This is a genomic window from Actinokineospora sp. NPDC004072, from assembly GCF_053604195.1.
The window spans coordinates 165,049-182,062 of sequence record NZ_JBSGHB010000008.1 but is presented as its reverse complement, the minus strand read 5'-3'; the positions used below and the strand labels follow the sequence as shown (position 1 = coordinate 182,062).

Annotated in this window: 15 protein-coding genes; 7 read left to right on the top strand and 8 right to left on the bottom strand. The window is 75.2% G+C overall.

Going from position 1 to position 17,014, the window contains the following annotated elements; all coding sequences use genetic code 11:
- Window positions 1-16: 16 nt before the first annotated feature.
- Genes ACWEPX_RS14765 through ACWEPX_RS14750 form a run of 4 tightly spaced genes read right to left on the bottom strand, consistent with a single transcriptional unit; the run spans window position 17 to window position 4,642 of the window.
- Complete coding sequence (locus ACWEPX_RS14765) at window positions 17-1,558, bottom strand: acetolactate synthase large subunit (protein ID WP_451897674.1); 1,542 nt, start codon at window positions 1,556-1,558, stop codon at window positions 17-19.
- 14 nt (window positions 1,559-1,572) lie between these two features.
- Window positions 1,573-2,946 carry an FAD-binding oxidoreductase gene (locus ACWEPX_RS14760; protein WP_451897673.1) on the bottom strand — a complete coding sequence of 458 codons (1,374 nt, stop codon included), beginning with the start codon at window positions 2,944-2,946 and terminating at the stop codon, window positions 1,573-1,575.
- A gap of 36 nt (window positions 2,947-2,982) precedes the next feature.
- Window positions 2,983-4,032 (bottom strand): NAD(P)/FAD-dependent oxidoreductase, encoded by a 1,050-nt coding sequence (locus tag ACWEPX_RS14755; RefSeq protein WP_451897672.1) that lies wholly within the window; start codon window positions 4,030-4,032, stop codon window positions 2,983-2,985.
- 28 nt (window positions 4,033-4,060) lie between these two features.
- The gene (locus ACWEPX_RS14750; protein WP_451897671.1) at window positions 4,061-4,642 is read right to left on the bottom strand and encodes a TIGR03086 family metal-binding protein; all 582 of its coding nucleotides are present in this window, start codon (window positions 4,640-4,642) and stop codon (window positions 4,061-4,063) included.
- 71 nt (window positions 4,643-4,713) lie between these two features.
- Between ACWEPX_RS14750 and ACWEPX_RS14745 the strand changes: the two genes are divergently transcribed.
- The 3 genes from ACWEPX_RS14745 to ACWEPX_RS14735 are packed head-to-tail and all read left to right on the top strand — an operon-like array spanning window position 4,714 to window position 6,972.
- A complete protein-coding gene (locus tag ACWEPX_RS14745) occupies window positions 4,714-5,475 on the top strand; it encodes an AraC family transcriptional regulator (RefSeq protein ID WP_451897670.1) in 762 nt (253 codons plus the stop codon).
- Between the two features lie 10 nt (window positions 5,476-5,485).
- The gene (locus ACWEPX_RS14740; protein ID WP_451897669.1) at window positions 5,486-5,902 is read left to right on the top strand and encodes a GNAT family N-acetyltransferase; all 417 of its coding nucleotides are present in this window, start codon (window positions 5,486-5,488) and stop codon (window positions 5,900-5,902) included.
- A gap of 14 nt (window positions 5,903-5,916) precedes the next feature.
- Complete coding sequence (locus ACWEPX_RS14735; protein WP_451897668.1) at window positions 5,917-6,972, top strand: FAD-dependent oxidoreductase; 1,056 nt, start codon at window positions 5,917-5,919, stop codon at window positions 6,970-6,972.
- Here the strand turns inward: ACWEPX_RS14735 and ACWEPX_RS14730 are convergent.
- Genes ACWEPX_RS14730 through ACWEPX_RS14720 form a run of 3 tightly spaced genes read right to left on the bottom strand, consistent with a single transcriptional unit; the run spans window position 6,962 to window position 9,725 of the window.
- A complete protein-coding gene (locus ACWEPX_RS14730; RefSeq protein WP_451897667.1) occupies window positions 6,962-7,729 on the bottom strand; it encodes an SGNH/GDSL hydrolase family protein in 768 nt (255 codons plus the stop codon). The genes ACWEPX_RS14735 and ACWEPX_RS14730 overlap by 11 nt on opposite strands.
- 14 nt (window positions 7,730-7,743) lie before the next feature.
- Window positions 7,744-9,225, bottom strand: coding sequence for a PH domain-containing protein (locus ACWEPX_RS14725; protein ID WP_451897666.1), 1,482 nt, complete (start codon window positions 9,223-9,225; stop codon window positions 7,744-7,746).
- Complete coding sequence (locus ACWEPX_RS14720; protein WP_451897665.1) at window positions 9,222-9,725, bottom strand: PH domain-containing protein; 504 nt, start codon at window positions 9,723-9,725, stop codon at window positions 9,222-9,224. Before ACWEPX_RS14720 ends, ACWEPX_RS14725 begins: the two co-directional genes overlap by 4 nt.
- Before the next feature lie 287 nt (window positions 9,726-10,012).
- On the opposite strand from ACWEPX_RS14720, the gene ACWEPX_RS14715 reads away from it, so the two are divergent.
- The 4 genes from ACWEPX_RS14715 to ACWEPX_RS14700 are packed head-to-tail and all read left to right on the top strand — an operon-like array spanning window position 10,013 to window position 14,284.
- Window positions 10,013-10,912, top strand: coding sequence for an oxidoreductase (locus ACWEPX_RS14715; RefSeq protein WP_451897664.1), 900 nt, complete (start codon window positions 10,013-10,015; stop codon window positions 10,910-10,912).
- A 45-nt stretch (window positions 10,913-10,957) separates the two neighbouring features.
- Complete coding sequence (locus ACWEPX_RS14710; protein WP_451897663.1) at window positions 10,958-11,356, top strand: VOC family protein; 399 nt, start codon at window positions 10,958-10,960, stop codon at window positions 11,354-11,356.
- Between the two features lie 32 nt (window positions 11,357-11,388).
- Entirely contained in the window at window positions 11,389-12,069 is a 681-nt protein-coding gene (locus tag ACWEPX_RS14705; protein WP_451897662.1) for a copper homeostasis protein CutC, read from the top strand.
- A 58-nt stretch (window positions 12,070-12,127) separates the two neighbouring features.
- Complete coding sequence (locus tag ACWEPX_RS14700) at window positions 12,128-14,284, top strand: protein kinase domain-containing protein (protein ID WP_451897661.1); 2,157 nt, start codon at window positions 12,128-12,130, stop codon at window positions 14,282-14,284.
- Here ACWEPX_RS14700 and ACWEPX_RS14695 read toward each other — a convergent pair.
- On the bottom strand, window positions 14,281-16,107 hold the full coding sequence (locus ACWEPX_RS14695; protein ID WP_451897660.1) for a transglutaminase-like domain-containing protein: 1,827 nt from the start codon (window positions 16,105-16,107) through the stop codon (window positions 14,281-14,283). The two genes, ACWEPX_RS14700 and ACWEPX_RS14695, sit on opposite strands and share 4 nt — an antisense overlap.
- Between the last annotated feature and the right edge of the window lie 907 nt (window positions 16,108-17,014).

The following is a 17,014-nucleotide window of genomic DNA, read 5'->3' as shown; positions in this document are numbered from 1 at the left end:
GCGCCCGCACGTCCGCTCAGAGCAGCGGGGGCACCATCGCCTCGATCAGGTGCGGGCCCGGCTCGGCCAGCGCCCGCTGGAACTGCTCGGCCAGCTCCTCGGCCGTGCGCGCCCGGGTGGCGGGCACGCCCATCCCGGTGGCGATGGCGACGAAGTCCAGGTCCGGGGTGGACAGGTCGAGCAGCGAGTTGGCCTTCGGCCCGGCGGCCTCCGCGCCCACCCGGGACAGCTCCACCCGCAGGATGGCGTAGGCGCGGTTGTTGAGCAGGATCGTGGTGACGTCCAGGTTCTCCCGCGCCATCGTCCACAGCGCCGAGATGGTGTACATCGCCGAGCCGTCGGACTGCAGGCAGATCACCGGGCGGTCCGGGCAGGCCACCGCCGCGCCGACGGCCACCGGAAGGCCCTGGCCGATCGCGCCGCCGGTCAGGGTGAGCACGTCGTGGCGGGGCGCGCCCGCGGTGGTCATCGGGATCATGAGGCCGGAGGTGTTGGCCTCGTCGGAGACGATCGCGCCCTCGGGCAGCAGCGCGCCGACCACCTCGGCCCAGTTCTGCGGGGTGAGGTCGCCGCTGGGCAGCGCCGGGCGGCTGGGGGCCTGCAGGACCGGCTCGACGCCCGCGGCGACGCGGTCGGCGAGGCGGTCGAGGGCGTCGGCGGCGTCCTCGCCCAGCTCCGCCAGGGTGTGCACCGCGCACCCCTCGGGGGTCAGCTCGCTGGCCTTGCCGGGGTAGGCGAAGAACGACACCGGCGCCTTCGCCCCGACCAGCACCAGCGTCGTCACCCCGGTGAGCTGCCACTGCACCTGCTCGGCGAGGTAGCCGAGGCGGTCGACGGCGGGCAGGCCCGCGCCGCGCTCGATGCGGGCCGGGAAGGTCTCGGCGAACAGCTTGGCCCCGGTCGCGGCGGCGATCCGGCTGGCGGCGCGCAGCCCCCGCTCCCGGGTGGCGCCTGCGCCGAGCAGGATGACGGTCGACTCGCCGAGCACGCCCGCGATCTCGGCGATGCGCGCCTCGTCCACCGCCTGCGGCGCGGGCGGGACCACCTCGGCGGCGGGCTGCCCGCCCTCGCCCCAGGAGACGTCGGCGGGCAGCACCAGGTTGGCGATGCGCCCCCCGCGCGCGGCGGCGACGGCCTCGGCGGCGTCCTTGCCCACCGCGGCGGTGTCGGTCGAGGTGCGGCTCCAGCCGCGGGTCCAGCCGTTGAGCGCGTCGATGTCGGACTCCAGCGGCGCGTCGAAGCCCTTGTGGGACAGCGCGTGGTCGCCGATGACGTTGACCACCGGGGTGTGCGCGCGGCGGGCGTTGTGCAGGTTCGCCATGCCGTTGACCAGGCCGGGGCCCAGGTGCAGCAGGGTCGCCGCCGGCTTGTCGGCCATCCGGCCGTACCCGTCGGCCGCGCCGGTCACCACGCCCTCGGCCAGCGCCAGCACCCCGCGCATCCGCGGCACGGCGTCCAGCGCCGCGACGAAGTGCATCTCCGAGGTGCCCGGGTTGGCGAAGCAGACCTCGACGCCGGAGTCGACGAGGGTGTGGATGAGCGATTGTGCCCCGTTCATGTGATCCGTTTCCGTCAGTCGATGAGGACGCCAGGGTTGAGCACGCCCTCGGGGTCGAACGCCTGCTTGATCCGCCGCATCAGGGCGATCTTGGCCGGGTCCTCCAGGTCGAGGAAGTAGGCCTTCTTGGCATGGCCGACGCCGTGCTCGCCGGAGATCGCCCCGCCCAGCTCCATGCTGGTGGCGAACAGCTCGCGCAGCGCCTTGGCGCGCTTGTCGGGGTCCTTCTGGAACACCGCGAGGTGGACGTTGCCGTCGCCTGCGTGCCCGCAGCCGACGACGAAGGTCTCGCTCGCCTGGGCGATGCGCTGCACCCGGGCCATGAACTCCGGCAGCGCGGCGCGCGGCAGGACCGTGTCGATGATGTCGTCGGCCCCTGCGCTCTTGGCGGTGTGGAACGCCTGCTCGCGGGCCTCGATCAGGCGGCGAGCCGACGGGCCGGGCAGCACGTAGGCGTCGACCGCGCCGAGGTCGGTGAGCAGCTCGCCGGTGGCGGCCACGTCGTCGTCGAGGCGCTCGGGGTCGCGGTTCTCCAGCATGACCACCAGGTACGCCTGGGAGGTGTCGCGCACCTGGTCGGGGATGCCCAGCTGCAGGTCGTGGGTGTAGGTGATCGCGCCCATGGTCATCGCGTCGATGTACTCCAGGATGAGCGGGCCGATGCCGCTGGCGACCACCTTCGGCACGGCCTGCACCACGGCGGCCAGGTCGCCGAAGGGGGCGAGCACGGTGGCCTGGTGGGCCACGCGCGGCTGCAGCTTGAGCGTGGCCTCGGTGACCAGGGCGAGCGTGCCCTCCGAGCCGACGATGAGCTGGGTCAGGTCGTAGCCGGTGCTGGCCTTGACGTACTTGCCGCCGCAGCGGATCACCTCGCCGGTGGCCAGCACGGCCTCGACGCCGAGCACGTGGTGGCGGGTGACGCCGTAGCGGACCGCGCGCATGCCGCCCGCGTTGGTGGCCACGTTGCCGCCGAGGCTGCCGCCCAGCTCGCCGGGGAACACCGGGTAGACCAGGCCGTGCTCGGCGGTCTTGGCGTCGAGGTCGCGCAGCGTGACGCCGGGCTGGACGACGGCGACGTGGTTGTCGGTGTCGATCTCCAGCACCTGGGCCATCCGCTCGAAGGACACCAGGATCGACTCCGGCCGCGGCACCGCAGCCCCGGACAGGCCGGTGCCCGAGCCGCGGGCGGTCACCGGCGTGCCGGTGGCGGTGGCGAGCTTGAGGACCTCGGCGACCTCGGCGGCCCCCGCGGGGGTCACCACGAACGCGGGCCGGGTGGCGACGCTGGTCAGCCCCTCGTCCTTGGCGTAGTCCTCGGCGGCGTCCGCGCCGTCGCGCACGTGGGCCGCGCCGACGATCTCGGCGAGCCGCGACCGCATGTCCGTCATGGGGGCTCCCTCCGGCTTACTGGCGCGTAACACTAGTCACACGAACCGATCCGGTGAAAGCGCGGCAGGCGGGACGGCGATGTCGGCTGGCGGGGTCTCGCCTGCGATCAGCGCGGCCCCCAGCGCGGCGAGCGCGGGGGCCATCTGGATGCCGTAGCCGCCCTGGCCTGCGAAGAACGCGAAGCCGGGGTGCTCGGCGCTGGCGCCGACGACGGGATCGCGGTCGGGGGCGAAGGTGCGCAGCCCGGCCCAGGCGGTGCGGACCGTGCGCAGGCCGAGGGTGGTGACGGCGTTGACCCGGTCGATGGCCAGCGCGACGTCGAGGTCGTCGGGCCGGGCGTCGCAGGGCTCGCTGGGGGTCTCGTCGGCGGGCGAGACCAGCAGCGCCCCGGACTCGGGGCGGAAGTAGAAGCGCTCGGCGGTGTCGGCGACCAGCGGCCACCCCGGGTCGACCGGCCCGCCCGCGGCGATGGCGATGGTCCGGCGCAGCGGCCGCAGGCCCAGCCGCGGCACGCCCGCCAGGTCGGCGAGGTGGTCGGTCCACGCCCCGGCGGCGGCCACGACCGTGCCCGCGCGGACCTCCTCGCCGCCCGCGGTGACCCGCCAGCCCGCTCCGTCCCTGGTCAGGGCGGTGACCGGCGCGCCGCGGCGGATCTGCCCGCCCGCGGCGCGCAGGGCGCGGACGTAGGACTGGTGCAGGCCCATCGCGTCGATGTCGGCGGTGCCCTCGTCCAGCTCGGCGGCGGTGATGGCCGCAGGCCGCAGCGCCGAGCAGACCTCGCACGCCCGCGCGACGTCGATCGGCCGCGCCCCCGGCCGCCCGGGGGACGGCCCGTCGGTGGTCACCCAGAGCATGTCGCGCGGGGTGAGCACGCCGTCGGGGAAGCGGGCGCGGGAGGCCGCGGTGAGCGCGCGGACCACCGGGCCGCCGTAGGAGGGCAGGTAGACCGCGGCGGAGCGGCCGGTGGTGTGCCTGGCCAGCTCGGCCTCGGCCTCCACCAGCAGCACCGACCCGCGGGCGGCCAGCTCGGCGGCCACCGACACCCCGGCTATCCCGCCGCCCACCACCAGCACGTCCCACGCCATGCCCGCGAGACTGCCATGCCGGGAGGGGCTACGGCTTCCACCCCGGGTCGCGGCCGCTGAGCGCCACGGCCCGGTCGAGGGCGGGCGCGTCCGCCGGGACGCTCACCTGCGGGCCGAACGCGCCCCACTGGCGCGCCATGTCCGCCATGCTCTCCACCGTGCGCAGCAGGCCGTCGGCCACGTCGTCGGGCAGCGTGTAGGTCTGGCCGGTGGCCGCGGCGAGGTCCCAGCCGTGCAGGGCCAGCTCGGCGGTCATCATCGTGCCGATCGTGGCCGCGGGCATCGGGCTGGAGGCCAGCACCGTCTCGCCCTCCCAGGCGCCCGGCTCGCGCCACGCGGCGACCGAGCGCTGCACGTGGGTGGCGAAGAACGCGGGCCAATCGGGCTTGGCGGCGTAGTCGGTGCTCTCGTCCTCCGCGCCGTCGGTCGGCGGCGGCTGCTTGCGGCCCGCCCGCTCCAGGACGATCGCCGACCAGTGGGTGAAGTGGTTGATGAGCGCGCGCACGTCGTACTCGGCGCACGGGGTCGGCAGGTCGTACTGGTCGGGTTTGACGTTGGCGGCGATGTCCACGGCGGCGGCTGCCACCTTCTCCATCAGGTCCTGTTCCATGCCAACGACCGTAATCCCGGTGTCTTGAACAAACGCGACGGCTGTCGGTGCGCGCGTCTACCGTGAACCGCGTGCAGCAGTTGGACCACGTGAGCCCCGGCGTCCTGGATCCCAGGACGGCGCGCACGAAGTTCGACCTGCGCAAGATCCCGCCCGCCCCGGCGCTGGCCCCGTTCGTGGAGTACTACTGGCAGGTCTCCTGGGACCTCGCCGAGGAGTTCACCCAGCGGGTCGTGCCGCACCCCAACGTGCACCTGGTGTTCGAGCCCGACGGCGCCTGGGTGTACGGGGTCCTGCACGGGCTGTTCCGGCGCACGCTCGTCGGGCGCGGGCACGTGCTCGGGGTGCGCTTCCACGCTGGCGGCTTCCGGCCGTGGCTGGGCAGGCGGGTCTCGGTGCTGACCGACCAGCGCTTCGCCGCGGCCGAGCTGGTGCCCGGCCTGCCCACCAACCGCGTGCCTGAGGCCGACGAGGTCGACGCCCTGCTGCTGCCGCTGCGCCCGCCAGCCGACCCCGCGGTCGACGAGGTCCGCGCGCTGGTGGCCGCCATCGCCGAGGACCGCGGGCTGACCAGGGTCGACGAGCTCGCCGAGCGGTTCGGCCGCACGGTGCGCTCGGTGCAGCGGCTGTTCAACGAGTACGTCGGCGTCGGCCCGAAGTGGGTGATCCGCCGCTACCGGATGCACGACGCCGCGGCCAAGGTCGACGCCGGGGGCGCGGTCGACTGGGCCGCGCTGGCCGCCGACCTGGGCTTCAGCGACCAGGCGCACTTCAGCCGCGAGTTCCGCGCCGCGGTCGGGATATCACCTGCCCGCTACGCCGCGGGCAGGTAGGTTCGCGCGCGTGTACGAATTAGACGACGACCCGGACCGCATCGACGTCGACGCCGTGTGGGCGTACCTGTCCACCGAGCCGTACTGGGGCCGCTGGCGCACCCGGGAGCAGTTCGAGGCCCAGCTGCGCGGCGCGTGGCGGGTGGTGGGGGTGTACGAGACCGCGACCGGCGCGCAGGTCGGCTTCGCGCGGGCGATGTCCGACGGGGTCGGCTCGGCCTACCTGGCGGATGTGTTCGTGCTGGAGCGCGCCCGCGGGCAGGGCCTGGGCAAGGCGCTGGTGCACCGGATGATCGAGGAGGGGCCGGGCGCGCAGTTCCGCTGGATGCTGCACACCAACGACGCCCACGGCCTCTACGCGGGCTTCGGCTTCGCCCCGCCGAACAAGACCTACCTGGAGCGCCCGGGCATTTCGTCGACCGCCTGAGCGTTGACGTCGGTGTGGATACCGACGTGGTGGTGATCGGCGCCGGGCAGGCGGGCCTGTCCAGCGCCTACTTCCTGCGCAGGCACGGCATGGACTTCGTCGTCCTCGACGCCAACCCGACGCCGGGCGGCGCGTGGGCCCACCGCAGGCCGGGGCTGGTGATGGAGCACGTCCACGGCTTCCACAGCCTGCCGGGCATGGCCCTGCCCCCGGCCGACCCGACCCGGCCTGCCGCGGCGGCCATCAGCGACTACTTCGGCCGCTACGAAGCCGAGTTCGACCTGCCCGTGCGCAGGCCGGTCCGGGTGCGGTCGGTGGCCGAGGCGGGCGACGGCCGCCTGCTGGTCACCGCGGAGGACGGCGCCGCATGGACCACCCGCGCGCTGATCAACGCCACCGGCACCTGGGACAAGCCCTTCTGGCCGCGCTACCCGGGCCAGGAGACCTTCCGCGGCCGCCAGCTGCACAGCGTCGACTACCGCTCGCCCGAGGACTTCCGCGGCGAGCGCGTGGTGGTCGTCGGCGGCGGGACCTCGGCGATCGAGGCGGTGCTGGAGATCGGGCCGGTGGCCGCCGAGGTGATCTGGGCCACCCGCCGCCCACCGGTCTTCCGCGCCGAGCCGTTCACCCCGGAGTGGGGCCGCGCCGCGGTCGCCAAGGTCGCCGAGCGGGTCGCCGCCGGGCTGCCGCCCGCGAGCGTGGTCAGCGTCACCGACCTCGCGCTCACCCCGCGCATCGAGGCGGGCATCGCCTCCGGGCTGCTGGCGCGCAGGCCGGTGTTCACCGAGATCACCCCGACCGGCGTGCGCTGGGCCGACGGCGGCGAGACCGCGGTCGACACCATCCTGTGGGCGACCGGCTTCCGCGCCGCCCTCGACCACCTGGCCCCCTTGCGGCTGCGGTCGCCGGGCGGCGGCATCGCGATGACCGGCACCCGCGTGACCGCCGACCCGCGCATCCACCTGGTCGGCTACGGGCCGTCGGCCAGCACGATCGGGGCCAACCGGGCGGGCCGCGCCGCGGTCGCCCAGCTGCGGGCGCACCTGGGGGAGCTGGCCGCTACGGCGTGACCGGGGTCAGGTCCGGGCGCTTGGGCGGGCGGCCGTCGCCGGAGGAGCGGCCGGTCAGCCTGCGCCCGATCCACGGCAGGGCGTGCGTGCGCGCCCAGCGCAGCTCGGCCGCGGCGCGCTCGCGCCACGGCAGCGGCGGGGCGGGCGGGACGGGGGCGTCCCAGGCGAACTCGGGGTCGCGGCCCAGCGCGCACAGCACGGCCTCGGCCACCCTGCGGTGGCCCTCGGCGTTGAGGTGGATGCGGTCGTCGGCCCACAGCGCGGGCGAGTCGAACACCCGCGCCGAGAACAGGTCGACCACGATCGCGCCGTGCCGCTCGGCCGCCGCGTCGACGGCGGCGATCAGCCGGTTGATCCGCGGCAGCAGGCGCGCGCTGCTGCGCATGCGCCGGGTGGGGTCGATCACCCGGAACAGCAGCAGCCTGCCCGCCGACGCGGCCAGGCGGTCGGCGGCCTCGTCGACCCGCCGCAGGACCAGGTCGATGTCGCAGCCGGGGCGCATGACGTCGTTCATGCCGCCCGCGAAGCTGACCAGGTCCGGTCGCATCGCCGCGGCCAAGCCGACCTGCTCGTCGACGATCTGGCCGACCAGCTTCCCGCGCACGGCGAGGTTGGCGTAGCGGAACCCGGGCGTGTCCTGGGCCAGGCGCGCGGCGACCAGGTCGGCCCAGCCGCGGCAGGTGCCGTCGGGCAGTTCGTCGGACATGCCCTCGGTGAAGGAGTCGCCCACGGCGACGAAGGTGGTGTGTCTGCTCATCCCGGACCGGCAGCCTACGCCTCGGGCTGGTCGAGGAACTGGCCCAGGATGCCGGGGGCGGCCTCCTCGGCGAAGCCCAGGCCCCGCGCGTCGACGTCCGGGATCACGTACGACCCGCTGTTCGCCGAGGTCACGGCGACCAGGTTGAGCAGCCCCAGCCTGCGCTGGAACGGCGAGCTGACCCCCGCCCAGCCGATCACGCCCGTGCGCTGCAAGGCGACCGTGCGCCTGCGCACCGCCCCGGAGCGGGCCACCAGGTACTTCCCGCGCAGCCCGTGCCCGAGGTTGCGGTAGGCGTCGAAGGCGAGCGCGACCGCGACCGGCACGCCGACCGCGGCGACCACCCCGGCGATCACCAGCAGCACGTCGGTCAGCAGCGCGCCCAGCAGCACGAGCACGCCGACCGGGACCAGCACGCCCGAGACCGCCCAGACCACCCGCCGTCGGCGCGCGGCCAGCGGGTGCGGGGTCAGCCCGCCGGGGTCGGTCGGCGGCGGCGACTCGGCCAGGACCGCGGCGGCGATCCGCTGCGCCAGCTCCCTGGGCATCGCGGGGGCGAGCGTGCGCGGCACGGCGTGCCCCTTCTCGTCCTTGACCCGCAGGCCGGTGGCCACCGCGTCCAGCCGGGCCGCGCCCACCAGCCGCGAGGCCAGCGGCTCGACCAGCTCCAGCCCGCGCACCCGCCGCTCCTCCAGGGACAGCGAGCGGGTCGTGATCAGCCCGCGGCGCATGACCAGCGCGCCGGACTCGCGGGTGAGCCGGTAGTTCCACCACATCTCCACGAACAGCCCCAGCGAGCCGACCACGCCGACGCCGAACCCGACCACCACCAGCACGGCGATCAGGCCCACGAGCGACAGGCCCGAGAACAGGTCGCCGACCACGCGCACGACGTCGGACTGCACGCCGAACCACTCCGCGCCCTGCATGACCGCGCCGAAGGCCGCCGCGCCCAGGATCGGGGTGGACACCGACAGCGGCGCGTACCGCAGCCACGCCCAGTCCACCTGGGCGAGCGCGCCGCGCTCGGCGGGCTGGGGCTCCTCGGCGCGGCGCAGCAGGTCGCGCCGCAGCCGCTCGGCCACGGCGCGGTCCAGCGGGTCGAAGGTGATCACCTCGCCCGCCCGGTCCTGCTGGCCGGTGCCGATGCGCACCTTGACCACACCGAAGAGGCGGTGCGCAGGCCCGGCGTCGATGTCCACGCTGCGCACCCGCTCGCGCGGGATCGACTTGGCGGTGTGCACCACGAAGTCGTGCCGCAGCTCCACCAGCGCGTCGCTGACCCGGTAGCGGGTGTGCCGCAGCCGCAGCCAGTCCAGCGCGATGCCGCCGATGACCAGCAGCACCCCGCCCGCGGCCACGACGACGGCCACCGGCAGATCCGTGTCGTGCAGCCAGACCGAGGCGGGGAAGGCGGCGACGAGCGCGACGCCGAGCAGGTTCACCGCGGTGACCCGCAGGGTCCGGCGGTCGAGCCGCTGCCAGCCGCCGCTCACGTGGCATCGCCGGGGGTCGCCTGGGTGATCGCGGTGAGGGTCTGGACCAGGTCGGCGGCCATCGCGCGGTCGAGGCCGGGGATGCGGATGTCGCCCTGGGCCGACGCGGTGGTCACGGTGACCGTCGACAGGCCGAAGCGCTGCTCCAGCGGGCCGCGCCTGGTGTCGACGGTCTGGATGCGCGACATCGGCGCGATCCGCCACTCCTGCCAGAACCAGCCCGTCCGCGCGTACACGGCGTCGTCGGTGACCTCCCAGCGGTGCGTCCGGTACCGCACCCGGGAGATGACGGCGGCGTCGACGACGCAGGCCACCGCGGTGATCGCCGCGGCGAGCAGCAGCCACGGGCGCGCGGGCGCGATGGCCAGCGCGCTGATCACGAGCACGACGAGGATGAGCCCCCACCCGATCACGGCTTGGACGGCCCACCAGGCGACGGCTCGGCGTTCGACGGGGTTCCTGGGCGGCCGCAGCCGCGGTGCGGGAACGGGGTCGGGCATGCTCCCACTCGATCATCTCCACCGCACGCGCGCCAGCAGTGCGTGGCGGAGGAGCCCGTCATACCGCGGTCTGATGCGCTGATCGGTCCTGTTCGGTCCGCGTCCGGTCGGCTACGGTCCGCTGGCATGATGCGATCCTTGACCACGGCCGCGCTCGTCGCGGCCGCGCTGGTGGCGGTGCCGGCAGCGGGCGCGGCGACCCCGGCCCCGCACCGGGCCTGACCTGGCAGCTGACCGCCACCGGCACCGACGCCCAGCTGCGCGGCCTCGCCGCGGTCAGCGCCCGGGTGGCGTGGGCCAGCGGGGTGCGCGGCACCGTCCTGCGCACCGTCGACAGTGGACGGACCTGGCAGCGCAGCACCCCGCACGGCAGCGAGGGGCTCGACCTGCGCGACATCGAGGCGTTCGACGCCCGCACCGCGGTGGTGATGTCGATCGGCCCCGGCGACCAGTCCCGCATCTACCGCACCACCGACGGCGGCGCGACGTGGGCCGAGACCTTCCGCAGCGCCGAGCCGACGGCGTTCTACGACTGCATGGCCTTCTTCGACCGCAAGCACGGCCTGGCCATGAGCGACCCGGTGGACGGCAAGTTCCGGGTGCTGAGCACCGATGACGGCGGGGCGAGCTGGCAGGTCGTGCCCGACGCCGGGATGCCGCCCGCGCTGCCGGGCGAGTTCGGGTTCGCCGCCAGCGGGCAGTGCCTGACGGTGGCCGACGGGCGCTACGCCTGGCTGTCCACCGGCGGCGGCGCGACCGCCCGCGTGCTGCGCTCGGCCGACCGCGGCCGCACCTGGACCGCGCACGACACCGTGCTGGCGAGCGGGCCGAGCGCCGGGGTGTACGCCGCCGCGTTCCGGGACCGCTCGCGCGGGATCGCCGTCGGCGGGGACTACACGAACCCGACCGGCGGCGTCGACGCGCTGGGCGTCACCCGCGACGGCGGGCGGACCTGGGCGCGTCCCGAGCGCGCGCCGCAGGGGTACCGCTCCGGGGTCGCCTGGCACCCGGTGCTGCGGCCGGTGGCCATCGCGGTCGGGCCGACCGGCAGCGACATCACCCTCGACGGCGGCCTGCGGTGGCGCCAGTTCGACACCGGCGCCTTCGACAGCGTGGACTGCGCCCGCGACGGCGCGTGCTGGGCGTCGGGCCCCGGCGGCCGGGTGGGCAAGCTGCGGCTGGGCTGAAACCGGATTGACGCGGCGGGGTCGGGACCGCAACGGTTTGCGACCATGACGAGCACCGTTCAGAACATCGTTGTCGACTGCGCGGACGCCTACGGGCTGGCGGTCTTCTGGTCGCAGGTCGTGGGCTGCCCGCTGGCCGAGGGCGACCAGCCCGGCGACCCGGAGGCGGTCGTCGTGCTGCCCAGCGGCACGGCGCTGTTCTTCGCCCAGGTCCCCGAGCCCAAGACGGTCAAGAACCGGCTGCACCTGTGCCTGAAGCCCGACGAGCGGCGCGAGGACGAGGTCGAGCGGCTGCTGGGCATCGGCGCGACGATGGTCGACGACCGGCGCAAGCCCGACGGCTACGGCTGGGCGGTGCTGGCCGACCCGGAGGGCAACGAGTTCTGCGTGCTGCGCGGCCCCGGCGACACCCCGCCCAACCACGGCTGGACGGCCCCGGCGTGACCGACCAATTGGTCTAGACCCATTATGGAGGGGTGCGCACACCACTGCTGGAGATCATCGCCCTGACGACCGAGGACGCCCGCGCCGCCGAGCGCGGCGGCGCGGACCGCCTGGAGGTCGTCGCCGACATGTCCCAGGACGGCACCACCCCGGACCCGGCCCTGGTGGCCGAGATGCGCGCGGCGGTCAACATCCCGCTGCGCGTCATGGTCCGCGGCGGGGCGGGGTTCACCGCGGACGAGGCCGAGGTGGAGCGCATGGTCGAGGCGGCACGCACGCTGCGGGCGGCGGGCGCGGAGGAGTTCGTCTTCGGCTTCCTGACCCCCGACGGCGAGGTCGACCTCGCCGCGACCTCGGCCGTCGTCGAGGCCGTCGACGGCTGCCCGTGGACCTTCCACCGGGCCGTCGACCACGCCGGGGACGCCTGCAAGGCGTGGGCGGACGTGGCCGGGCTGCCCGGCCTGGACACCGTGCTCACCGCGGGCTCGGCCACCGGCCTCGGCGACGGCCTGCCGCAGCTGGCCGCCCGCACCGACTGGCCGGTGGCAGGCCCGCGGCTGCTGGCGGGCGGCGGCCTGCGCCACGCCCACGTCCCCGCGCTGCGCGCCATCGGCGTCACCGCGATCCACGCGGGCGGGCTGGTGCGCCGCAGCTGGGAGCACCCGGTGGAGGCCGAGCGGGTCCGCACGCTGCGGGAACTCCTCGACTCCTGATCGACCCCGTCCCGGGGTGCGACCGTTACGATGCGCCGGGGAGAAGCGGGGGCGTGGCGTGCAGGACGACCTGTCGGCGGAGGAGATGCGGGCGTGGGCCCCGCAGCCGACGCCTGCCACTGGCCCGGACCTGCGGCTCCCCGGCTACAGCGGTTTCCAGCTCATCGCCCAGGGCGGTGAGGGGGCGGTCTACCGGGCCCGCCAGGACGGGCTCGGCCGCGACGTGGCCATCAAGGCCCTGCAGGCGGTCGACCCGGCGACCCAAGCCCGCTTCCGCCGCGAGCTGGAGATCACCGTCCGGCTCGGCCGCCAGCACCCGCACATCGTCACGGTGCTGGACACCGGCACGCTGCCGGACGGCAGGCCGTGCATCGTCATGGAGTACTACGACCTGGGCTCCCTGCACGACCGGCTGATGACCTACGGCCCCCTGCCGGTCGCCGAGGTCGTCGCCGCCGGCGTCGCGGTGGCCGACGCCCTCGCCTTCGCCCACCGGCAGGGAATCCTGCACCGGGACGTGAAGCCGCAGAACGTGCTGGTCCTGCCGACGTCGTACGTGCTGGCGGACTTCGGCATCGCCCGGGGCGCGGACGCGGGCCACTCCGCGTCGCTGCAGCTGGTCAGCTACCGCCACGCCGCCCCCCAGATGCTCGACGGCGCCACCCCCGCCGCCGCGGACGACCTGTGGTCCCTGGGCTCCACCCTCTTCACCCTCCTCATGGGCGTCCCACCCTTCGCAGGCGACACCCCCGAGGAAGACACCGTCCTGTCGTACCTCTCCCGAGTCCGCTCCGCCACCCCCCGCCCCCTCACCCGCCCTGACGTACCCCCCGCCCTCACCGAGGCCATCACCCGCTGCCTCAGCAAGAACCGCGAAGACCGCCACCCCGACGCCACCACCCTCCACGACACCCTCACCGCCATAGCCGCCGACCTCCGCCGCTGGCAACCCACCGCCCCCACCCCACCCCCCACCGGCCCAACCCCGTCCGCACCCACCCCAGCCGCCGCGCCCCCATCGCCCACACCCCCACCGCAGGCACCACCCCCGCTAGCGGCACCCCCAACAGCGGCACCCTCGCCGACCTCACCCCCGGCCCCCGCTCTCCCAGCGACCCCACAAGCGGTCGCAACCTCGCCGACGACCGCCCCACCCGCAAGCACCCCACCCCCAGCCACCACCATTGCCTCGGCGAGCACGCCTTCCGCCACCACCCCGCCACTGACTGCGGCCCCACCGGCAAGCCCACCCTCGACCACCTCCTCGCCGACCGCCGTGCAGCAGGAGGCCGCCACCTCATCGGCCTCCCCCGCGCCATCCGCGGGGTCCGCGACGGGTCCGCGTCCCCTCTCGCCCTCTGCGGCGGCATCGACCCCCGCTGGCACGGCCGATTCCGAGCCCCCGGCACCTGTTGAGCCGACTGCGGTCACTCCTGGGCACCCGGCTATCGAGGGCGATGAAGCGACTCGGTTGCCGGACTTTGGGCCGATGCCCACGCCCACTCCCCAGCCCGAACCGCCCGCGGCCGTTCCGCCGCCCCCGGAGCCGCGCGGGACGATGACCGGGCGGCTGGCTGATCTCACCGTCCGGCACGGCGAGCCCGTGCCGCCGGAGTTCGGGCCCGGGGTCGGGCACGCCGAACCCGCGGGGTGGTCCGACGGGGCGTCATGGCAGCGGGGGGAGCTGCCGACGGTGCCGAAGCTCTCCCCCGCGGCGATCCCGGGCTTCCCCGCGATGCCCGACCCCGCTGAGCCCGATCCCGCACCAGCCACCGGACGCCGGTGGCGGGGGTTCGTCATCGCCGGGGTGGTCGCGGCCGTCATCGGGGTGGCGATCGGGTTCCTGGCCACCCGCGAAGGGGTGCCGAACACCGCGCCCACCACGACTCCGCCCACGACCTCCACCGCGCCGATCCCGCCCGGCGGCGATCCCGCGGTCGCCCCGGTGTTGACCGAAGTGGACGATCGCGGGGACTCGGCCGAGTTGCTGTGGGAGGACCCGACCGGCGGTCGGGCGCAGTTCGTCATCTACGACGTCACCGCGGCGGACGGGCCGCCCTCGCCCATCACCAGCGTCGCCGCGGGGCTGACGAGCTTCGTCGTCACCGGCCTCGACCCCGCCGCATCCCAGTACTGCTTCCAGGTCGTGGCCATCGGGCTCGACGACCCGGCCACGCAGCGGGGCGCGTCGGATCGGGTGTGCGTGAGTCGTTAGGGCTTGCGCAGCGGGCGTGGGTCGATGGGCCACAAGAGCTTGCGGTACCAGGGAACCCGGCGCGCCACCGCTCGTCGGACCTCCCGCGCCAGCCGCCACGGCTCCTCGCCCGACCGGTCGCCCTCGGGGCTGAACGCCGCCCGGTCCGCCAGATCCGCCAGCAGCGGCGCGGGTGCGGGCAGCGCCGAGGCGACCGCTGGTGCGGGCAGCCGCGGGGCCGGGGCCTGGCCGGACACCACGAGCAGGTCGAGCACGTGCCGCCATGCGCCCGCCGCGCCCGCGCGCCGTAGCCGGGAACGGCGGGCGCCACGCAGCGCGGCGAGCAGGAAGATCGGCACCGCAGGCAGGCCCAGCAGGACGACCGGCCACCGCGACGGCGGCGGGGCCGCGGCCTCCGGCGCCGGGGCGGGCGGTTGGACCAGCGGCGGAATGCCGGTCGGGGGCGTCGTCGGCGAGGCGGTGATGGACGCGAGCCGGTCCAGCACCTCGCGCTTAGCCGCCGCGCTCGGGCCGCTGTCGGTGCCCGACACCGGATCGAACGGCACCCAGCCCCAGCCCTCGAAGTACACCTCCGGCCACGCGGTCGCGTCGATGCCGCGCACGACCCGGTACCCGTCGGGCCCCTCCGGCACCGGCGGGAAGCCGACGACCACCCGGGTGGGCAGCCCGACGGCCCTGGCCAGCACGGCGTAGGCGGTGGCGAACTGCTCGGCCGTCCCCTTGCCCGCGCCGAGGCTGCCCGGAGCGCCGAAGAGGAACTGCGCGATCCGCGCGTACGACGACCCGGTCGGCGCTTCGGCGTCGGGCACCCGGTCGAGCCGGACGACCTGCTCCAAGGCGACCGCCTGCTCATACGGCGTGCGCGCGGCCGACACCGCCTTGCGTGCGTACTCCGCGAGTTCGGTGGGCAGGTTCGGCAGGGCCAGGTACCGCCCGACGGCGGTCCCGCCCGGCACCCCGGCCGCGGCCAGCGCGTCGTCCGTCGGCGCGTCGACCACGCCGCGCACCGAGTACCGCAGGCCGGGCACGAGTCCGCGGGGCAGCACGAGCGCGCCGGAGTCGGCCTCGACCAGCGCGTCGCCGATGCTGGTCGACACCGTCCGCCCGACGCCGGGCAGCCAGGTGCCGTCGAGCGCGCCCACGACGAACTCGACCGACACCTCCTCCACTCGCCCGCCCGCGGGCAGATCCGGCGCGTCGACCGCACCGAGCGGGCCGTACAGCGCCGCGGCACGCCAACTGGCGCCGGTGTAGTCGGCGAGCACGGCCAGCCGCACGGGCACCTGCGGCCCGCGCAGCCGGAACAGCTCGGTGTCGGGCGCGGCGGCCCAGGCCGCGAGCTTCGGCAGCGGGTTGGCCACCTGCACATCGGCAACCGGCGGCCGCACCAGCTCCCGCGGCTCGAAGGCGTTGGCCCCCGGCAGCACGACGGCGACCAGCCCGATCACCGCACCGAGCACCAACGGCGCCTCGACCATGCGCACCCACCCCGCCAGCACAGCCGCGACGACACCGACCGCGACCAGCCCGTACGGGTCGGCCTGCCCACCGGTCAGCAGCGCACCGGCGGCGTACAGCGCGATCGCGGCCAACGGCGGCCCGAGTTTGCGCGTCCCCCGCAACGACACCGCAGCCAGGACGGCGACGCAGAACACCAGGACCACACCGGGCATCAGCAGGTCGACCGACGGCGGCGCAGGCCTCGCCGCGGTGAGCAGCCGCGGCACGCTGTCGCGCAACACCTCCAACGGCCCACCCGGGATAACCCCGCGCGCTGCGAAGTACCCGCCGAAGAGCCCAGCAGGCAGCAACACGGCCAACACCGCCCCACCACCGAACCGCGCCCCCGCAGCCACCAGCCCATGCCCCACCACAATCGCCGCCGCGAACAGCAGGTAGGCCAAACTCCCCGCCCACCCCTGCGCCAACGGCACAACCGCAACGCCCAGCACCCCAGCCGACCACCCAAACCGCCCCCACGCGCCGCGCATCACACCCCCACCAAGCCCCGCGCACGCAGAGAGGCCTCAGCAGAGCGACTGGCCACCCAGGGATCAGCCCGACCCACCAACCGCTTGCACCCGAACCACGCCGGGCACCATGCAGCCAGCAACACCCCAGCAATCCGGCGAGACAGTGGGGAGCCAGCGCCACTCGCGCAGCCTGCCGCCGCCAGCCCCATGAACCACGCCAATCCGGCCTGGGCGCCGCGACCACCAAACCGCGCACGCACAGACAACCTGGCCGCCCACCTGCCTAGCCCGGCAGCGCCGCTCACGCGGACTGGCCCAGCCAACCCTGCGAACCACGCCCGCCCGGCCTGTGCAGTACGACCGCGAAGCTCCGCACGCACGGGACTCCCGCCAGCAGAACGGCCACGCAGACCAGGAGCAGCATCGCTCAAGCTGATTGGCCCAGCCAGGCCCACCAACCGCTTGCACCCGAACCAAGTCGAGCAGCAAGCAGCCAGCGACGCCCCAGCAAACCGGCGAGACAACCGGGAACCAACGCCACCCGCGCCGAGCGCCGCCGCCAGCGCCACGAACCACGCCGCTCCGACCTGCGCGACGCGACCCCCAAGCCGCACTCGCACAGACAGCCTGGCCGCCCAACTGCGCAGCCCGGCAGCACCGCTCACGCGGACTGGCTCAACCAGCCCCGCGAACCACGCCCGCCCGACCTGCGCCGTACGACCGTCAAGCCTTGCACGCACAGGCGGCGTGCCAGCAG